The organism is Clostridium sp. KNHs205 (assembly GCF_000702945.1).
GTDB lineage: Bacteria > Bacillota > Clostridia > Lachnospirales > Lachnospiraceae > Anaerocolumna.
Genome location: NZ_JNLE01000005.1, coordinates 572880 through 592912, shown reverse-complemented (window position 1 = coordinate 592912; position 20033 = coordinate 572880). Strand labels below are relative to the sequence as shown.

Below are 20033 nucleotides of genomic sequence, written 5' to 3'. Positions count from 1 at the left end.
GAGATTACATCCGCTTTGCAGCATCCATTGCCAGTGCCGAACGCTCACATTCTTCCGTCTGCATGGTTAGCTGATAACACAACGGACTTCCCTTCATTTTCTCAGATACATAACTAAGACCGTTGGTGCGCTCATCCAGGAGTGGATGGTCAATCTGTCCGGGATCGCCTAAAAGTATGACTTTTGTACCTTTACCGACTCTTGTTACAATACCTTTAACCTGCTTGGGAGTAAGGTTCTGGGCTTCATCAATTATAAGGTAGGTGTGGGTAATAGAGCGTCCTCTGATGAAATTCATCGCTTCTGCCATAATGATTCCGCGTGAGAATAATTCATCAATTTTACTGCGCAGTTCTTTTTCATTTTTATAGCGTTCCTTTTCATTCCTATCCACCAATATTTCAAGATTATCAATAACAGGTCTCAGATAAGGTGCTATTTTCTCCTGTTCAGTACCGGGTAGAAATCCGATATCCTCATCAAACTGTACATTAGGCCTTGTAATCAGTATTCTTCGGTAACTTTTCCTGTCTGTTTCAAAAATACACTCAAGACCCACAGCCAGAGAGTAGAAAGTCTTCGCAGTACCTGCCGGACCTTTTACAATCACTAATGGAGCAGTATCTGCATCCTCCAATAGAGCCTCCTGCAGAAAACGCTGCCCCACATTTGCCGGCTTAACACCAAAGGGCTCTTCCTTCAGGCTTCTTAAGGGTACAATTAGCTTGCCATTATATCTTCCCAGCAAGGTTTTCTTCTCACTGGTCTCAGAGTGTATGATAAAGAACTGGTTATGGATTGGCTTAACCTCCTGGCGGAAAGAGGCTGCCAGAGCAGTGTCATCTCCATCAGTGATTGGATTGTCACAAGCGGTACGCTGATATATTTGATCAGGGGCAATCCCTTTTTTCTTGAATTCACTCATGGCTTTATCAGAAGCATAGACGTGAAGCCTGCCACTATACTGTTCTTTGAGCAAAGGAGACTGTTCTGTTGTGAAATCCTCCGCTGTAATTCCTATCTTTTGTGCTTTTAACCGTACAAGAATATCTTTGGTAACCAGAATAACAGCTTCTCCTTTTTCTGCCAGACCTTTGCAGACTTTAAGGATACGGTTATCGTTAGAGTCCAGGGCATAGGTAAAGGGCAGATCCACCTGTACGAAATTAGCTTCTATTTTTAAAGTTCCTCCTGAAGGAAGGCTAACACCTTCAAAAAGGTTGCCGGTCTGTCTTAACTGCTCCAAGTAGCGAATAGATTGTCTTGCATTAGCACCTCGTTCTCCGTCATCGTTTTTAAGCCTATCCAGCTCCTCCAGGACAGCGATGGGAAGTACAACTTTATTATCCTCAAAGGAACCAAGGGCATAGGGGGATTGGATCAATACATTGGTGTCTAAAACATAAGTTTTTGTCATAGGAACCCTCCATAAGGTTAGTTTAAATGCATTGCAAAGTTAACGGTAATTTTGACCGGTATCTCCAGTCGTGCCGGAAAACTCATGGTATCCAGAATACCCCAGCTTTGCGGTATTCTGCCTGCAATTTTGGGAACATAAACCACTATGTCCCCCAAAACGCTCTTTGCCTTCTACAAAGTGGAACCTCCGGCAAGACGCAAACAGTTTTCTGACACACACTAGAAGTCACAACCACTAAAAGTCTGTAATAGAAGCCGGTTTCAAGTGATATAAGAGTCATTGCTCACTTCTTATCTGGGCAGCAGGTAATTGACCGATTACCTGAGAACCTATCCAGAATGCAGGTAGATAGTTCCTGCCTACAATTCAAATGGATAAAAATAGGCAAGTAAAAAGAAAGCTTACTGCCAGTACAATAGCAGTAAGCTTCTTATGATACATAATGTCGTTTTGCAAGGGTTATATATTTTCTGGAAAAATTCTGACGCTTGGCGTAGAACATGAACATACCAATACTGTACAGAAATGAAATGATTAAAAGAATTGGTTTTACAATGCCATGAAGCATAAACATAGGCTATACCTCCTTGATTGTTTGAAATAAACAGGTTTAATGGTATCTGATTTATTTATACTCTATAATTGCAGTTACTTCAATCAGAGAATTGTAAAGTGTACATGTGAAATATGTAAACAGGAGACAGGGGGCAGAGCTTGTCAGAAAAAAGACTGACAGCACAGTCGTTTTCCTTCTGTAGTGTCAGTCTATGTTTAATTACTCAGTTGTTGTTTCAGTTTCAGGCTGATCAGTTACTTTAGTAGCATTGTCACCTGCGTCAGTTTTACATCCGCAGCCGCAGCCACAAGAATCATCATCATCGTCGTCATCATCAAAATCATCGTCGAAATCATCATCAAAATCTTCAAGATAATCAGGTGTGAAATATCTGTATACGGCATATGCTATACCTGCAACAGCAGCTACAGCTCCAATCACTGCTAATATAGTAAGAATGCAGTTGCCGGATTTCTTTTCTTCTTTTTTGTGTAACAGGTCATTTACTGAGTTAAATAAATCTTCCATCTTTGTATTCATAATAGCACGTCCTTTCATGTAAAGTTTATTCCCTTGTATTATACCACAAAGATACAGATTTTACTATAGAAAAACTGGAAAATGCATGTAATTAAGATAATTTCTTCAATTTAGCAAAAGAAGCAAGCATTTTTTTGGTTCCTGCACCGGAAAAATCTACAGTTACTTCGTAATCCTTACCAGCATTGTTAATATTTGTAACAAGGCCTACTCCGAACTTGATATGAGATACCGTATCACCGATGCCGTAATCAATGGTGCCAAGATTGCTGCCGCCAAACTCTCTGGGAGCCTGAGCAAAGGTTTTAGGTTTGTCAAATACACTGTCTGAAAATGCTTTTCCTGCTGAACCCGTTGCCTTTTTATTGAATTCCGGTACCAGGCTGCTATGGGAATTGCTGCGGAACGGACTTGAGTTAAACGGATTCTGCTCCATGGTAAGGAGATATCTCGGTATTTCACGAATAAATCTTGAGGGTCTGTTAAACTGTGTCTCTCCACGTAACATACGCTGAGAGCAGGCACTTAAGGACAGACGTTTCATTGCTCTTGTAATACCTACATAGCAGAGGCGTCTCTCTTCTTCAATTTCTGTCTCCGGATCTTCTGCATGAATGGACATATAGCTTGGAAAGAGACCATCCTCCATACCACACAGATATACATAGGGGAACTCAAGTCCTTTCGCACTGTGGAGAGTCATGAGCACTACCACGTTACTATCAGCAGACAGGTTGTCAATATCTGATACCAGTGCAACCTCTTCCAGGAAATCACTTAAGGAAGGGGGTTCCAGAGCATTGTCTTCAAAGGCAACAATTTTACTCTTTAACTCGCCGATGATATCCAGGCGGTCCTCTTCATTTTCCAGTTCCTGACCCTTAAGATCCTCGACATAACCTGTAGCTTCAATGATTTCCTCCAAAAGATCACTGATGGAATAATCAGGACGTGCAATTTTGGATTTTAAGATTTCAATAAGGCTTACAAAAGGAGAAATCTTGGCAGCAGTTCTGCCAAGCCCCGGTATGTATTCTGCCTGTCGCAATGCCTCATAGAAGCTGATACCGTTATTTGCCGCATAAACATCTACCTTGTCTATGGTTGCAAGACCAATACCTCTCTTGGGTACATTGATGATACGTTTCACAGCCAGGCTGTCCAGGCCGTTATCTATGGTCTTTAAATAAGAGAGCAGGTCCTTAACTTCTTTACGGGCATAGAAGTTAATACTTCCGATTATCTTATAAGGAATATTTCTGACTACCAGCTTTTCTTCGAAGATACGGGATTGTGCATTGGTTCGGTAGAGAATGGCAAAATCCTGATAAGCTGCTTCCCCTGACTGAACAATACTGGCTATTTCAGTAACAATGTTTTCCGCTTCTTCCAGGTCTCTGTCAAATTGGGTAAAGCGTACAGCATCCCCATCAGCATTGTCTGTCCAGAGGGCTTTATCCTTTCTTCCGGCATTATTGGCAATAACTTCGTTGGCTGCCTCAAGAATCTTCTTTGTAGAGCGATAATTCTGTTCCAGCTTGATAACCTGGGCTTCCGGATATTCTTTCTCAAAGTTAAGGATATTATAAATATTGGCACCGCGGAATTTATAAATGGACTGGTCATCATCGCCTACAACGCATAGATTATGCTCTCTGCGTCCGTCATCATTTATCCCGTCTGCTAAAAGCTTAATCAGTCTGAACTGTGCTGTATTGGTATCCTGATACTCGTCCACCATAATGTACTGAAAACGCCGCTGGAAATAAGTAAGGGCCTCCTTGCTGGTCTGAAAGAGTTCAATGGTCTTAAAGATCAGATCATCAAAGTCCAGGGCATTGTTAGCCTTTAAACGCTTCTGATATTCTTTATATACAGCTGCATAATTCTGCCTGTTAAAATCACCTACCGCACGCAGCTCATATTCTTCCGGTGTTATAAGTTCATCTTTGGCAGAGGAGATAATGGATAAGAGAGACCTTTCCTTCATATTCTTAGTATCGATCTGCAGGAATTTACACACTTCTCTCATCAGGGTCTTCTGGTCATCACTGTCATAAATGGTAAAACCCTTATCATAACCCAGCACATCAATCCATCTTCTAAGTATTCTTACGCAGGTGGAATGGAAGGTACTAACCCAGATATTTTCAGAACCGTAACCTACGATATTATCTACACGTTCCCTCATTTCACCGGCAGCCTTGTTGGTAAAGGTCAGGGCCAGGATATTCCAGGGATTGACGCCTCTGTGTTCCATCAGATAAGCTATTCGGTGGGTTAACACGCGGGTCTTGCCGGAACCGGCACCTGCCAGTATCAGCAGCGGCCCTTTAAAGTGCTCAACAGCCTTTCGTTGTTCTGTGTTTAAGGTATCGTAAATGCTCATTATAAATCACCTTTCCTGTATAATTAAAATCTCTCAATGCCCTAATAAAGTACAATAAGAGAGCTAGTCTACTTCTTTCGCGCTGACATTTTCTTATAGCAAAAGGTTGTGCAGACAGTCGCTGTACAACCCAAAGCTTAAGCTCACAGGCAAACATATGTTTAATTATACCATGGAATAGGGGGATAGACAAGGAATACCTCTCATTACCTGATAGGATTATTCTGCTGTCCGGCAATCACAGCAGAGCTTTCATTGTCAGAGGAATTCGGTTGCAGATTACTTTTTTGTATGGAAATAGTTGCAAGGGTACTGCTGACCTGTGATAAGAGTACGGCTATCAGATCTAATTCATCCGTAGATTTGTCTTTTGAAATAGCAATGGCAAGAGAAGCAGCAAAAGCGGCTAATTCTTCCGGACACATCAAAAAAATCACCTCTTATCAGTATATGAAGTATTCGTGAAAGGGTGTTCCTGAAAATATTTGTTTACATCAAGTTTTCGATACTATATAATGGAAGAAGAGGTGATTACAATGGACTTTAGGGATGACAAGTATTTAAAGACCCTGATACAGGGAATGAAGAAACTGGATTACATTGATCCGGATGATATTCCTAACATTGATTTATACATGGATCAGGTCACGACCTTTATGGATGAGCATCTGAAATCCTCCAAGCGCTATAACGAGGACAAGCTCTTAACAAAGACCATGATCAATAACTATACAAAGAATGATCTGCTGCCGGCTCCCAATAAGAAGAAATATACCAAGGAGCATATGCTGATGCTGATATTTATTTATTATTTTAAGAATATCCTCAGTATTAACGATATCCAGCAGATGTTCGGTCCGCTTACCGAGAAGTACTATGGTGGGTCTTCAGGAATCGGATTAGAAGAAATCTATAAAGAAGTATTCCGATATGAAGAAGAACAGATGGATAATCTTCTTAAGGATGTTATCAGAAAGTACCGCAAATCCCAGGAAACCTTTTCGGAGGTGAAATCCCAGGAGGACAAGGAATTCCTGAATGTCTTTTCCTTTATCTGCTTTTTAGGTTTTGATGTGTATTTAAAGAAACAGATGATTGAGAAATTAATAGATGATATGGCAAAGGAAACGGAGAAGAAACAATAAAAGTCTGACTGCTTAGGAATAATCCTTACAAATCAGACTTTTATCTCTTTATACGTCGCTGGGTTCGTCGTTATCCTCTTTAAAATCCGAAATTCTTGAAAACACCATATCGTAACCGTCCTTACCATAATTAAGGGAACGATTCACTCTGCTGATTGTAGCAGTTGATGCACCTGTTTTTTCCGCAATTTCTAAGTAGGTCTTATGGTCACGCAGCATTCTGGCAACCTCAAAACGCTGTGACAGGGACAGCAATTCATTTACTGTGCAAATATCTTCAAAGAAAGTATAGCATTCTTCCTGGCTTTTCAAGCTCAAGATAGCTTCGAATAAATAATCCACAGCATGGGTTCTTATATTTTTGCTCAATTTTTCATCTCCTGCTAAAATATTCTTAATACTATAATAGTATAATTTTAACACTACGCAGTTTTAAAGTAAAGCATTATTTTTCAGCCATGAGTGCTGAAAAATACTATGTTTTCAGACGATAAGCGTAATTATCATAGATATATTTCTTTCGGTTTTCTATCATGCCTTGTATTATACTCCTCAACGAGCTGAAGTGCTTCTAATATTGCAGTGGTGTTGAATGCAATATAGTCGATAGCATTTTCTTTCGTATAAGTAAATATAAGATATGAAATATCCACCGAAGCTATTGAATTACCTGTTCTATTAATTATCAATTCACCTAAGGGGCCATAGGATTTCAGATAATTGCCCGCGCTTGCTAAGTAGCTGTTTTGAACCTCCGCCTCGGTTTTCAGATCAACAGCTGTTATTTTATCCCTGCTTAGATAGAAGGATTGGTTATCAGCTTTGATTTCATAGCGTTCAGCAGAAACATATATCGTACACAAGGTGTTTTCCGGTATTGGTAGCCCCAGGGTATGATTAAGGGAAAGGATTATATTTTCATTATATAATACAAATTGATTGATTATTTCATCTTGTGTAATACGTTTGATTTTATGAATAGATATCAACCGATAAATACAATAAATAGCAAATAAAATCGGGAGTAAAATTGGTATTGTATATACTATCAGCTCCCCCATTGTTACATTACCTATTGCTGTATCCATATCTTGCTCCTATCTGCGTGCTTTTGCTCACGTACGATTATTAGGGAGGTAGATGTTATTCCCTCCTTTATCCGTCAGTGTAATTAGTATAAATATTATGGAACATGTTTCCTATATTGTCAATTGAAATGATATCTGGATGTCAGGAAGACAAGGCATGGCTTCCAGATGAAATATATTATTAGAAAGGATAGTATTTATGAATGATGTAATTAGACATTATGATTTGTTAGTAGAAGAAAATAATGATCCGGTTAATGATACGCTTCCTCTAAGACAATACATGGACAAATGGGATGGACATCTGTTCCTGGAAGATCTGCAGCTGGAGCTAAGTAAAACAGTTCTGGAAATCGGTGTGGGGACAGGACGGCTTGCAATACGAACCTGTAGTTATTGTAAGGAATTATGGGGAATTGACCTCTCACCAAAGACAGTGAAAAGAGCGGGAGAGAACCTAAGGTGTTATACCAATGTTAAGCTTGTCTGCGGTGATTTTATGACCTATGAATTCCCAAAGAAATTCGATGTCATCTATTCCTCTCTTACCTTTATGCATGTTAAGGAGAAAGAACAGGCTATTGCCAAAGCAGCCAGTCTGCTTACCGGCAGGGGAAGATTCGTTCTGTCAATAGATAAGTCCCAGGCAGAATACATAGAGATTGGTACCAGACGGATCAGGATATATCCGGACAAGCCGGAAGATATAACGAAATTTATCGGAAACGCCGGAATGTATCCTGTTAAAATCTATGAAACGGAGTTTGCCGTTATTTTTGTTGCAGTTATCAGGTAAGGGACTTAAACAACTTCAATAAATATAAAATTAATTAAGAAGGAACATAATATACATAGATAGAATAAATTATTTTCAAATTTATTCAGTAAGAATAGCAGTAAATAAACGGTTCTTATTACAGCAGGAAGAGTAAAACAATAAGATTTAGCATAATAGAGTAAAGGGACTAAATAACTGAATATTGAAAGAGACATTTACTATGAAAAAAGGAGATAATGAAAATGAGAAAAGGTCTATATGAAGTAATTGAAAAGAGAAAATCTGTACGAAAATATGATATGAATCCGTTGGATAGTGTTTTATTACAGCAAATAAAACAGTTTGGAGAAGAAGTCAGCCCTTTGATTCCGGATATCAGAGTGAAATTCAATGTTTACAGTTATGAAGAGGTCAAAAGCCTGATGGCAATTAAAGCACCTCATTATGTTGGCATCTACTCTGAGAAGAAAGATAACTTTCTTTTAAATGCAGGCTATATGCTTCAGCAGATGGATCTCTATTTATCTGCCAATAATCTTGGCAGCTGCTGGCTTGGAATGGCAAAACCCTCGGTGGCTCTGCCGGAAGCGGTCGACGGACTTGATTTTGTCATAATGCTGGCTTTTGGGAATCCCAAAGAAGAAGTACATAGAAGCAGTAAGGCGGAATTTAAGCGTAAGACTTTAGAGGAAATCCGGGAAGGCAGCGGATATGAGGAGGCACTTGAAGCTGCAAGGCTTGCTCCCTCAGCCAGGAATACTCAGACCTGGTATTTTATCTGTAAGGAGAAAGAAATTCTTGTATGCAGAAGACACACAGGGTTTGTAAACGAGCATCTGATGGCCAGATTAAATACCATAGATGCAGGCATAGCCATGTGTCATCTGGAGCTGGCATTAGAAAACAGAGCGCTGGAGAGAAACATTACCTTTGAAGAGATAGCAGTGCCTAAGGGATTTATACATCTTGCCACAGTAAAACTTTAGTAGTGATAGGAATAAGCAGCAGACTTTTTTATATAGTAGTACTTTATGAAATGAGCTTCGAAATGAGTATAGCGATATCGGATTTTAAACATATAAGAGCAGTAGTGGAGTATACTGTAACGGTTATATGTGTGAGACAGCGCTTAAATTTATTTCAAAGCTCATTTTATTTCGTTGCTTCTAATTAAATAATTTTCTTATTGACACATATATTATTATATCGTAATATATGAATATAGAAATGTAGTTGAGACACTTACTTTGATTATGCAGTAATGGAAAAGAGGTTCAAATGGATAATAACATTGATAATTATACGGAGGCTGCTGAGATTTTGAAGGTTCTTGCCCATCCGGTTCGTCTTTGCATGGTAAATGGTCTGCTGGAGAAAGGGGAATGCAATGTAAGCTTTATGCAGTCCTGTTTAAAGACCCCCCAGTCCACAGTATCCCAGCATCTACAGAAATTAAAATCTGCCGGGATTATAGAAGGTCGAAGAGAAGGTCTGGAAATATACTATCGGATAAAAGATGAGAGAATCGGAGAACTGGTTCGGATAATTACAAGTAATACGGGCAGTAGAAAATAGAAGTAAACAGAAGCAAGGCAGAAGAAAGACATCAAAGCAAAATGGAGAGAGACAAAAGCAAAACGGAGAGAGACAAAAGCAAACGACAGAGAGACACAAACAAGACAGAAGTAAAACAGAAGATACACAGAAAGAAGACAGAAGCAAAAAAGAATTAAGTCGGAAGAAAGGCAGAAGAAAGACAGAAGCAAGACAGAAGAAAACAGAAGAAAACAGAAGCAGGTCGGAAGTGAGGCAGAAGCAAAAAAAGCAAAAAGCAAAAAAGCAAAAAGCAAAAAAGCAAAAAAAGCAAAAAAAGCAAGACAAAAGAAAATAGAAGTTAAATCGAATTGGAATAGATGCAGGAATCGTCCTTCTGTCAGCTTGCTTGCGGTGTGACTTGTGCTATCTAGATAAGATAAAGATTATAAACATTTATTCGACAACAGTTTTATAAATATCTAGAGAAAGAGGATAGTTAGAAAAGAGGTTTTTATGAGTAAAAAAGTACTGATTATAGGTGGAGTTGCCGGAGGTGCATCTGCTGCGGCAAGACTAAGAAGGCTCGATGAAAACGTTGAGATTATTCTGTTCGAACGTGATGGCTATATCTCTTATGCTAATTGCGGGCTTCCTTATTATATCGGTGAGACCATTAAGGAGAGGGAGAATCTTCTGGTTCAGACACCGGAAACTATGAAAGCTCGTTTTGGAATTGACATTCGAATACACAGTGAAGTGATTGCAGTAGATATAGAGAAAAAGAGTGTTACTGTTAAGAGTAGGGATAGGGGAGAATATGAAGAAAGCTTTGACAGCCTTATCCTGTCTCCTGGAGCAAAGGCATTCAAACCCGGTATTGAGGGGATAAACAGCAGCCGTATCCATACTCTTCGCAATGTTCCGGATACCGATAAGATAAAAGCTTATGTAGACGAAAAAAAACCGCAAAGAGCAATCGTAATCGGAGGTGGTTTTGTAGGTGTAGAAATGGCGGAAAACCTTAGAGAAAGAGGAATTGCAGTAACTCTGGTGGAAGCAGCACCTCATATTCTTGCTCCATTTGATGGGGATATGGCAGTTGCAGCGGAAAGAGAGCTTGAGCAGAATGGCATCCAGCTTCAGCTAAATGACGGTATAGTTGCTTTTACTGATACACCCCAGGAGATTAAGGTACAGCTTAAGAGCGGCAGGAGTCTTGAAGCGGAACTGGTTATCCTTGCCATGGGTGTAAGACCGGATACGGATTTTCTTCGTGAAGGCGGAATAACGCTTGGTGAAAGAGGACATATCAAGGTAAATAGTCATATGGAAACCAATGTGAAAGATATTTATGCTGTAGGTGATGCCATTGAAGGCGTAGATTTTGTGACCGGAGAGGCAGCAGCGGTAGCCTTGGCAGGACCGGCCAATAAGCAGGGAAGGATTGCAGCCGATAATATTGCCGGTATCCCTTCTCACTTTGATGGCTTTCTGGGTACTTCTATTATTAAGATCTTTGGAATGACTGCAGCAAGAACGGGAGCCAATGAAAGAAGTCTTAAGGCTGCTGGTTTGGATTATAGAATGGTGCATCTGCATCCTATGTCCCATGCCTCCTACTATCCGGGAGCATTTAATATATCCTTAAAGCTGTTATTCGATCTGGAGGGTAAAATACTCGGAGCCCAGGCAATTGGTTACGAGGGAGTGGATAAGCGGATAGATGTCATAGCAGCAGTTATGGGCATGAAGGGAAGTATTTCGGATCTTACGAAATTGGAATTATCTTATGCACCCCCTTATTCTTCTGCAAAAGATCCTGTTAATATGGCAGGTTATGCAGCAGAAAATGTGCTGAAAGGTTACAGTCATCTCACCACCTGGGAGGAGGTATTAGGCAGTGAAGAGGAATATCTCCTGATAGATGTAAGGAATGAAGAAGAATATGAACTAGGTCATGTAGAGGGTGCAATTAATCTTCCCCTTAACAATCTGCGAAGCAGGTTGGATGAATTGGATAAGGAGCAGAAGATAGTTGTATATTGCCAGGTAGGTTTAAGGGGCTATATCGCTGATAGAATACTGACACAGCATGGATACCAGGTGCAGAACATTACGGGAGGTTATGTCAGTGCCAAAGACTACTTGTACAATTCTAATGAAGATAGGGAGCCGGAAAGAACAGAAGTAAAGGCAGCAGACTTAGAAGATCACAAGGCCGATGATGGCATTGGCAATATTATTAAACATAGCAAGGGTATTATCGATAGTAAAAGTTATGTTAACAGAACTAAAGCAGACACAGCAGAAGTGGAAGCACAGGTAAATGAAGAGGACATAATAGTTAATGAAACACTGGATGCTACAGGTTTATGCTGCCCGGGACCGCTTCTTAGAGTAAAGCAGGCGGTTGATAAGTTAAGGGATGGGGAAGTAATCAAAGCGACTGCCTCTGACCCAGGGTTTTATGAGGATATTAAAGCCTGGTGTAAAAATACCGGTAATCAGCTTCTGATACGAAAGAAAGAACAGGGAAAGGTTGTTGCTGTAATTCGTAAAGGAGAGCCTATAAAGGCAGAAAGGCAAAACCCAATATCCACTGAGAAAAATAATAAGACCATGGTAGTATTCAGCGGAGATTTGGATAAAGCTATTGCTTCCTTTATCATAGCAAACGGAGCTGCCTCTATGGGAAGAAAAGTAACCATGTTCTTTACCTTCTGGGGACTGAATATTTTAAGGAAGCCAAAGAAGATTAAGGTGAAAAAAGGTTTCATGGATACCATGTTTGGCAGAATGATGCCAAGAGGAAGCAGGAAACTCAAGCTCTCAAATATGAATATGATGGGAATGGGAGCACAGATGATTCGTAAGGTAATGAAGGATAAGAATGTGGATTCTCTTGAAAGCCTTATTGAAACAGCTATTGCAGGCGGAGTGGAAATTGTAGCCTGTCAGATGTCTATGGATGTGATGGGACTAAAGCAGGAGGAGCTGATAGACGGCATTAAGATTGGTGGTGTAGGCTACTATCTTGGAGAAGCAGAAGAGTCAAATGTAAACTTGTTTATTTAAAGGCAAAAGTTGCTGCATAGGTTAATGAATTTACTCAAGATTACAGTAAAATTCAATAACTGATTGCAGCAACTTTTTTTCATTGTAATTATTCCTCGAATAAGGTAAAATAAACTCTGCATGTTTTGCAGGAAGTAATGTAAAAGCAGCTTGTAAGTGTTAGAAAGCTAAATTGTAGCTTGAATTAAAATAGGATAAAAGCTTGATTAAAGAAAGAAATCTATATTTACTGGGAAATTTTAAATTCAAGTAAAGCTGATTAGTATAAAAATAGATAAAATAATAAATATCCTATTACTGGGAGAAAATCCAGAAAACTGTGGGTATAATTTATAATAAAGAATAGTGTGTATTATGAAATATATAATTCACACCCTGATTTGTAGAAGTGCCACATTACAGGCAGATGTGGTATGCAAGGGGAACTGGTATGGGAACTTCAGATAATGAGACAAAATTATATAATGTAAGATCTGCGGCAGAAGAAGCGTATTATAAGGACTGTACTCTCTGTCCAAGAAAGTGTCATGTTAACAGACTGAACGGGACGCTGGGCTTTTGCAGAGCAGGGGCTTCTATAACGGCAGCAAGAGCAGCCCTGCATCACTGGGAAGAGCCCTGTATATCAGGAACCAACGGTTCCGGAACAGTTTTTTTCACCGGCTGCTCCTTAGGCTGTGTTTACTGTCAGAATTATAATATCTCAAGAAACCAGGCCGGAAAAGAAATAACCACTGAACGCCTGGCTGAAATATTTCTGGAATTGCAGGGACAGAAAGCGCATAATATCAATCTGGTAACACCCAGCCATTATGTACCATCCATAGTAAAATCCATAAGACTTGCCAGGGAAAAGGGATTGGATATTCCAATTGTATACAATAGCAGCGGTTATGAAAGTGTGGATACTGTTCAATTGCTGGAAGGAAATGTGGATATTTTCCTTCCGGATTTCAAATATTGTGGACAAAATCTTTCAAAACGTTATTCCTTTAGCAGCGATTACTTTGAAGCAGCGTCAAAAGCCATTGCTGAGATGGTACGGCAGACTGGAGAAGCACAATTTACGGAGGACATTATGACAAGAGGTGTCATTGTGAGGCATCTGTTATTGCCAGGAGGCCTTAAGGACTCCAAGAAGGTGATAAAATATCTGTATGAGACTTATGGAGATACTATTTATCTCAGTATTATGAATCAGTATACCCCATTGGAACAGGTGAAATCATACCCGGAACTTGACCGAAAGGTAACACAGAAGGAATACGACGAACTAATAGATTACGCACTGGAAATCGGAGTAGAGAACGGATTTATACAAGAAGGAGATACCGCTCTGGAAAGCTTCATTCCGGAATTTGATTCTCAGGGCATTTAAACTGATTGACGATAGAATAACCTTAATGGAAGGAACGAAAATGAAACCGTATAGCAATAGTAATGAGAAGAAGGTAAAGTCTGAGAAAAAGCAGTCCGAGCAGAGGAATAGTCAGCGTAAATATAATGAAGGAAGAAAAAACGCAGAAACAGAGTACAGGGCAGCGTATAGAAGTGATAATAATACTCAGAAAAATATTTCCAAGAAAGATGGATTACAAGGAGCCGGTGGAAATAGAAAAGGGACTGGATATTCAGAGAATAAAGATGCAGCTGTAAGAAGTAAAGGTGCTTCCTATTCGGAGTATAAAGGTACAGCGGCTAGAGGTAAAGAAAATAGATATACAGAGAATAAGAGCAATGAATCCAGAGGAAATGAAAAAAGGTATACAGTAAATAAATTTAATGAAAATAGAAGCTCAGAAAGTGGAAAACCAGAAAATGGAAGTTGGGAAAATAGAAGTTCAGAAAATAGAAGTTCGGAAAATAGAATTTGGGAAAATAGAAACGCAGAGAATAGAGATTCAAGCAATAAAGGTACACGAGGAATAGGAAAAGGTACTAGATACTCCGAGAGCAAAAGCAATTTACAGGTTAATAAAAAAGAGTTTGGAAACAAAAAGCAAAAGCTGACAGGCAAAGATACAAGCAGGGACAGGAACAGAAAAGAAAGCAGCAGATCCTATGAAGAGAAAAATTCTAGGAAATCACCTGATGGTTCCTGTCCTCATAGAAGAGATTGCGGTAGCTGTAGAATTCAGGAAAAAAGCTACAAAGAGCATTTGAAAGACAAACAGGGGTATGTAAGTGAACTACTCAAGAGTTATTGCCCGGTTGAACCGATTATCGGCATGGAAGATCCCAGGCATTACAGAAACAAGGTACATGTAGTCTTTGACCATGACCGCAGAGGCAATGCAGTCTCCGGTGTTTACGAGGAAGGAACCCACCGTGTTATTGCCATCGAAAGTTGTCTTATCCATAATGAAAAGGCAGATGAAATCATTGCATCTATCAGAGGTTTATTAAAATCCTTTAAGATAAAAACTTATGATGAGGACACAGGATATGGCCTGTTACGACATGTCCTGATACGAACAGGGTATCACAGCAAAGAAATCATGGTGGTGCTTGTAATTGGCTCACCGATTTTCCCGTCTAAGAATAACTTTGTAAAAGCCTTAAGAAAACTTCATCCTGAAATATCTACTATCGTTGTAAATGTAAATGATAAGAATACCAGTATGGTACTGGGAGAAAAAGAGCAGGTTATTTACGGAAAAGGGTTTATAGAAGATTCCCTCTGTGATAAAGTGTTCCGTATCTCTCCGAAATCCTTCTATCAGGTAAACCCTCAGCAGACAGAGATACTTTACCGAAAAGCTATTGAAATGGCAGGACTGACCGGTAAGGAAACGGTATTGGATGCCTATTGCGGAACAGGAACAATCGGACTCATCGCATCGGATAAAGCGGATAAAGTTATCGGTGTGGAGCTGAATAAGGATGCAGTAGCAGATGCTAAGGTGAATGCTAAGAGAAATCAGGTTTCAAATATTCAATTCTATCAAAAAGATGCCAGTGAGTTTATCTCCCAACTGGCAGCTCAGGAAGAGAAGATAGATGTAGTATTCATGGATCCTCCCAGAGCCGGAAGTGATGAGAGGTTCCTGGATTCACTGGCAGTATTAAAGCCAGAGAGAGTGGTGTATATATCTTGCAATCCGCTTACATTAGAGCGGGATGTAGCGTATTTGACGAAGAAAGGGTATAAGGCTAAAAAACTGGCACCAGTGGATATGTTTCCTTGGACGAATCACGTTGAGACGTGCGTGTTATTAACTCGAAAAAATTCGGCAAGCTATAATGTTGAGATAACAGTGGATATTGATGTGTAAATATTTATGCTTTATATTATATTAGGAGTTAGATAAAAATTTGAATTAGAAAATTTCCTGGTTATGAACAAAAATGATAAATTAGAATATTCGATATCACCCTATCAGAAATAATATATATCAGTTATCATTTCTGATAGGAATTGGTAACTATTATTGTGGTAAAAATATCCATCAACCCCAAGCCGGATATTCTATAAATAGATTCTCCTGTGTTGATTTAATCCAGCCGGTCGTTCCCTTAGTATTTACAATTCTAAAATAAGCTTTTCCTGATTTTGTTACATAAAGTGAATGAAAGGTAACCATCTCTCCCTTTTTTACAGTATAAGCCACCTTCTTTGAACCGACTGTAGCATATACAGAGAAACTTTTAGCTGCTTTATACTGATATTCCTTGGAGAACTTGTTAAAAGCATAGGTTTTCGCTGGAACGCAAGAAATCACATTATCCTTTAATTGAAATGGTACATAGCAGATATAGCAGCCAATTGCCTCAGAGAAGATAGGAGTATCTATCATTAAATCAAACTTACCATCTCCGTCTAAGGCTCCCAAGGAATAACGAGTTGAAGTAAAATTATTTGTTAATTCTTTGGGACTAAATTTTGTCGCGTGATATTGATTATTTTCATCATACCTTGCAAAGAAGGAATAACTGATACAATCTGATTCCATGGTTCCATACCCGTATAAATCCAGATAATTATCGCTCTTATCCAAATCAACAAGCTGAAGGGTATAGGAAAAACCATGATCCTTTCTGGACATACACAGCTTATCATTAATATACAGCTTTAAAGTAACTGTAAATTTTTCATCATCTAAAGTTAGCTTATATTGTATTTTCTCCGGTTTACCATCACTGTTTAAATCGTAATCATAGACCTTATCTTTTTCCAGGGTTGTAATTTCCTCCAATTCTTTTTCTGACTGTGCAGCAAAAAAGGTTTTTGAACCCATTAACAGACTAACGATAAACATGAATAATAGCAGGCCGACGGCTAACACAGGTAACCGTAAGGCGCTTACGTTAATATTTGCTTTATTTTTCATTCTACTTAATTCCTTTTCCTACATCCTTTTTTTAAACATTACTATGATATTAATAATTTAAAATTATAATACTCTTAAATAGTTTTTTCAAGTTAAGGATTATACTAAAAACTACGAAAAAACGGTGATTCTGATGGTACGTATTGGTCACAATGATAAAGAGAACACTGAGACCACAACCATAATATGTTGAGATTTTGAAGAAGGATACTACACAGGCTTGGGAAAATGAGAACGAAATGAGCAATTATTGGAACAATCACAGTCAATGGGGTATTTGAAAAAACAATTAAATAGTTATATACTAGATTTAGATTTATAGGAAGCACTGACAAAATAAGTAGTATACAAAATGACTTTGCCAGTTTTAGGAGATGAATATGAAGAAAGAAATCAAAACGGACTACTATGACACTTTTACCTGCATTGCAGATAAGTGTTCGTTTACTTGTTGCCAAGAGTGGAAGATTGTAGTAGATGATGATACTTATATAAAATGGAATCACTTAAGCTTAACAAAGCGAAACAATAGTTATCTAGATCAATATGTAAAACAAAAAGATGGCGCACGTGTCATTGCATTGAATGAACAGAAGCAGTGTCCTTTCTTAAATGAACAGAAACTTTGCAAACTAGTATTGAATTTTGGAGATGAAGTTTTGTCTGAAACCTGTGCGATTTTTCCAAGGCAGATACACGAATTTGCAGATAGAAAAGAATATTCTTTGGTATCCTGCTGCCCAGAAGTTGTGGATTTGATAAATCAGCAGGATAAAATTTGTTTTACGAATATGTTTGATATGGATGAAGACATTTTGTTACAGCTTCGAACTATAATGATTACTATTATCCAAAATAAGCAATTTTCTATCTCAAAAAGTTTGATGATGATTTTTTATATTCTTCTGGATATTCATCAAAACGAAACTGTATTAAAAAAAGAGATAGACAAATATAAGGACAAAACTGTTTTAAAAGAATTATCAGATACCATAGATAACATGCAATTTATAAGTTTAGATACTTTTGAAGAAAATAATGAACTTTTTTTAGACATAGCTGAAAATTATCGAAAACAAGGGCTATATACCAGCTATCTGGAACCAATAGCTGTGATAGCGGAAAACTTATCGAGAGATTATGATAAGCGTAAAATGACCGTACAATTACAGAAATTCGAAAAGCTGTTTTCTTCTTATGAAAAGTTATTTCGAAATTACCTTGTTGTAGAAATATTCTCAAATGGTCTGATGCCAGAATCGGATTTGGATAGTATAGTTGTTATGATTCAGTGGATTGCTATGGAATATGCGATAATTAGGCACTCAATTTTTCTAAGTTGGTTACTTGATGAACAAGAAAAACTGCCTTATACGGTGGTTCGTAATTATATTGTTGTTATTTCACGAATGATGGGATATGACCAAGAAGATATCTGTGAATATCTGGATAAAAGCTTTGAAAATTTAATATGGGAATGGGGATATTTGGCTTTGCTTATTGGAGCGGAATAAGGTGAATAATCTGATATCACCGAGCCATCTTAAAGAACATGTCAATATAATATTTAGTGCATAGGGAGAAGAATTGCAGTTATTCATTAAAAACCAGATTATAGTAATGATCTTCACTACTATTTGATAAGTTAAATTCTTTTTAAAAAGAAGGACTCATGAGAAGTTTTTTTGAAAGGTATCTTGTCGCCAAGGCCCTACTAGGTTCAATGGTCATCTTTATTAGCTCCTCACGGCATGATGAGACGGTTATTAACTCGAAAATGTACATTGAATTATAAGATAAATATTGAGATTAATATTAAATAGTAGTTTATAAAACAAGCCTTGAAAATAGTTTCAAGGCTTTTACTGTATATTAATGAAAATATTTAAAGATTTATATTGACAGGTGAACAGTCGTTAACTATAATTATGGTTAACAACTGTTCACCGATTTGCCAAAAGGAGAATTATATGTCGACAAAAGAAAGAATTTTGAGCGAGGCACTATCTCTTTTTTCCGTACATGGTTATAGTAGCGTATCTGTAAGAGATATTACCAAAGCCATTGGAATACGAGAAAGTGCAATATATAAGCATTATAAAAATAAACAAGCGATATTTGATACAATTATTCATATATCTGCTGAGCGGATAAATCAATTTCAGCAGGAACTGATTAATACCGCTGGGCAGGAAGTATCTGATGATACCAATTTTTCCATAGATCTTATACAGAAGATTTACTGCAGACTTTTTTCTTTTTATCTGACGGATGAGATATTGTCAAAATTCCGTAAGATGATGATCATTGAACAATACAAGAGCGTGGAATTAAATACCATGTTTACTGAGATGTTTATCGAAAAAACATTGCGTTATCAAACCGAAGTTTTTAGGCAGTTAATTCATGAGGGAAGAATAGGCGGCACCAATCCTGAGATAATGGCACTACACTTTTATTCGCCTGTCTTTCTACTTCTTTTTCGATATGACACAAGCACAGAAAAATTGGAGGAGGCTTTAAAACTAATTCAAAAGCATATCCAGGAGTTTTTTGGATTATACCTAAAATAAAAGGAGATTGATATGAAAAGTAGAATGTTAAAGTCAATGAAACAATGGACAGGTATTTTCATAGCTATTATCTGTTATTATCTCGTTCATGAAGGAACACATTTATTATTAGCATTATCGTTTGACGTTTTTGAGAGAATACGGGTTGTGGGAATTTGGGGTATCCAGATTGTTACCGACAAAGGACTTGACGGAATAAGATTGGCTTTATTTAATGGGCTAAGCAGTATTGTGACTATATTAATCGGGTACATATTAGCGTTATCACCAATTGTTTATCAACTAAAAAGCAGAGCGTTGTTGATTACTTTCTACTATATCATATTATGTTTTATGCTACTTGACCCGATTTATATATCCGTACTATCATTGTTTATTGACGGAGGAGGAGATCTCAATGGAATAACGACTGGGCTACAGACTTCAGATATTCCATTTAGAATTATATTTGGAAGCATTGCGATTCTAAATATCTTTTTATTTATAAAGAGAGTTTCAAAACAATATAAACGCATTTTTAGTGAATCTAAATCTTATTAGAATTCTGTATGTTGCTTTTGGAATTAGTAAAACGCATGTCGAGATGATAATAAGGATGACTT

The 20033-nt window shown here is 38.1% G+C and carries 19 protein-coding genes; 10 read left to right on the top strand and 9 right to left on the bottom strand.

Features of this window, described 5'->3' with window-relative positions:
• Window positions 1-4: 4 nt before the first annotated feature.
• From BR73_RS0122225 to BR73_RS0122210, 6 genes are all read right to left on the bottom strand, one after another.
• Complete coding sequence (locus BR73_RS0122225; RefSeq protein WP_033168059.1) at window positions 5-1417, bottom strand: PhoH family protein; 1413 nt, start codon at window positions 1415-1417, stop codon at window positions 5-7.
• A gap of 17 nt (window positions 1418-1434) precedes the next feature.
• Window positions 1435-1575 (bottom strand): hypothetical protein, encoded by a 141-nt coding sequence (locus BR73_RS28895; RefSeq protein WP_156034895.1) that lies wholly within the window; start codon window positions 1573-1575, stop codon window positions 1435-1437.
• Window positions 1576-1850: 275 nt separating this feature from the next.
• Window positions 1851-1994, bottom strand: coding sequence for a hypothetical protein (locus BR73_RS28890; RefSeq protein ID WP_156034893.1), 144 nt, complete (start codon window positions 1992-1994; stop codon window positions 1851-1853).
• A gap of 201 nt (window positions 1995-2195) precedes the next feature.
• Window positions 2196-2516: a DUF4366 domain-containing protein gene (locus BR73_RS0122220; protein ID WP_347463488.1), complete on the bottom strand. Its 321-nt coding sequence runs from the start codon at window positions 2514-2516 to the stop codon at window positions 2196-2198.
• A gap of 91 nt (window positions 2517-2607) precedes the next feature.
• Complete coding sequence (locus BR73_RS0122215) at window positions 2608-4905, bottom strand: UvrD-helicase domain-containing protein (protein ID WP_033168058.1); 2298 nt, start codon at window positions 4903-4905, stop codon at window positions 2608-2610.
• A gap of 206 nt (window positions 4906-5111) precedes the next feature.
• Window positions 5112-5330 (bottom strand): DUF6774 domain-containing protein, encoded by a 219-nt coding sequence (locus tag BR73_RS0122210; protein WP_033168057.1) that lies wholly within the window; start codon window positions 5328-5330, stop codon window positions 5112-5114.
• Window positions 5331-5441: 111 nt separating this feature from the next.
• Here BR73_RS0122210 and BR73_RS0122205 point away from each other — a divergent pair, with 111 nt between their 5' ends.
• A complete protein-coding gene (locus BR73_RS0122205) occupies window positions 5442-6050 on the top strand; it encodes a DUF1836 domain-containing protein (RefSeq protein ID WP_033168056.1) in 609 nt (202 codons plus the stop codon).
• 48 nt (window positions 6051-6098) lie between these two features.
• Here the strand turns inward: BR73_RS0122205 and BR73_RS0122200 are convergent, their stop codons facing one another.
• Both BR73_RS0122200 and BR73_RS0122195 read right to left on the bottom strand, forming a co-directional pair.
• Entirely contained in the window at window positions 6099-6419 is a 321-nt protein-coding gene (locus BR73_RS0122200) for a YerC/YecD family TrpR-related protein (RefSeq protein WP_033168055.1), read from the bottom strand.
• A 134-nt stretch (window positions 6420-6553) separates the two neighbouring features.
• Window positions 6554-7138 (bottom strand): hypothetical protein, encoded by a 585-nt coding sequence (locus BR73_RS0122195; RefSeq protein WP_033168054.1) that lies wholly within the window; start codon window positions 7136-7138, stop codon window positions 6554-6556.
• Between the two features lie 199 nt (window positions 7139-7337).
• Between BR73_RS0122195 and BR73_RS0122190 the strand changes: the two genes are divergently transcribed.
• From BR73_RS0122190 to rlmD, 6 genes are all read left to right on the top strand, one after another.
• Window positions 7338-7934, top strand: a complete 597-nt coding sequence (locus BR73_RS0122190) for a class I SAM-dependent methyltransferase (protein WP_033168053.1) — start codon at window positions 7338-7340, stop codon at window positions 7932-7934.
• A gap of 224 nt (window positions 7935-8158) precedes the next feature.
• Window positions 8159-8902, top strand: a complete 744-nt coding sequence (locus BR73_RS0122185) for a nitroreductase family protein (protein WP_033168052.1) — start codon at window positions 8159-8161, stop codon at window positions 8900-8902.
• 292 nt (window positions 8903-9194) lie between these two features.
• Complete coding sequence (locus tag BR73_RS0122180) at window positions 9195-9491, top strand: metalloregulator ArsR/SmtB family transcription factor (protein ID WP_033168051.1); 297 nt, start codon at window positions 9195-9197, stop codon at window positions 9489-9491.
• 474 nt (window positions 9492-9965) lie between these two features.
• A complete protein-coding gene (locus BR73_RS0122175) occupies window positions 9966-12527 on the top strand; it encodes a CoA-disulfide reductase (RefSeq protein ID WP_033168050.1) in 2562 nt (853 codons plus the stop codon).
• 430 nt (window positions 12528-12957) lie between these two features.
• Window positions 12958-13905 carry a radical SAM protein gene (locus BR73_RS0122170; protein WP_033168049.1) on the top strand — a complete coding sequence of 316 codons (948 nt, stop codon included), beginning with the start codon at window positions 12958-12960 and terminating at the stop codon, window positions 13903-13905.
• Between the two features lie 40 nt (window positions 13906-13945).
• Entirely contained in the window at window positions 13946-15802 is a 1857-nt protein-coding gene (rlmD, locus tag BR73_RS28465; RefSeq protein ID WP_081848839.1) for a 23S rRNA (uracil(1939)-C(5))-methyltransferase RlmD, read from the top strand.
• 174 nt (window positions 15803-15976) lie between these two features.
• Here the strand turns inward: rlmD and BR73_RS0122160 are convergent, their stop codons facing one another.
• Complete coding sequence (locus tag BR73_RS0122160; protein WP_033168048.1) at window positions 15977-16858, bottom strand: hypothetical protein; 882 nt, start codon at window positions 16856-16858, stop codon at window positions 15977-15979.
• A gap of 380 nt (window positions 16859-17238) precedes the next feature.
• On the opposite strand from BR73_RS0122160, the gene fliB reads away from it, so the two are divergent.
• From fliB to BR73_RS0122145, 3 genes are all read left to right on the top strand, one after another.
• Window positions 17239-18372: a flagellin lysine-N-methylase gene (gene fliB, locus BR73_RS0122155; RefSeq protein WP_051685490.1), complete on the top strand. Its 1134-nt coding sequence runs from the start codon at window positions 17239-17241 to the stop codon at window positions 18370-18372.
• A gap of 456 nt (window positions 18373-18828) precedes the next feature.
• On the top strand, window positions 18829-19431 hold the full coding sequence (locus BR73_RS0122150; RefSeq protein ID WP_033168047.1) for a TetR/AcrR family transcriptional regulator: 603 nt from the start codon (window positions 18829-18831) through the stop codon (window positions 19429-19431).
• Window positions 19432-19443: 12 nt separating this feature from the next.
• Complete coding sequence (locus tag BR73_RS0122145; RefSeq protein ID WP_033168046.1) at window positions 19444-19971, top strand: hypothetical protein; 528 nt, start codon at window positions 19444-19446, stop codon at window positions 19969-19971.
• Window positions 19972-20033 lie beyond the last annotated feature (62 nt).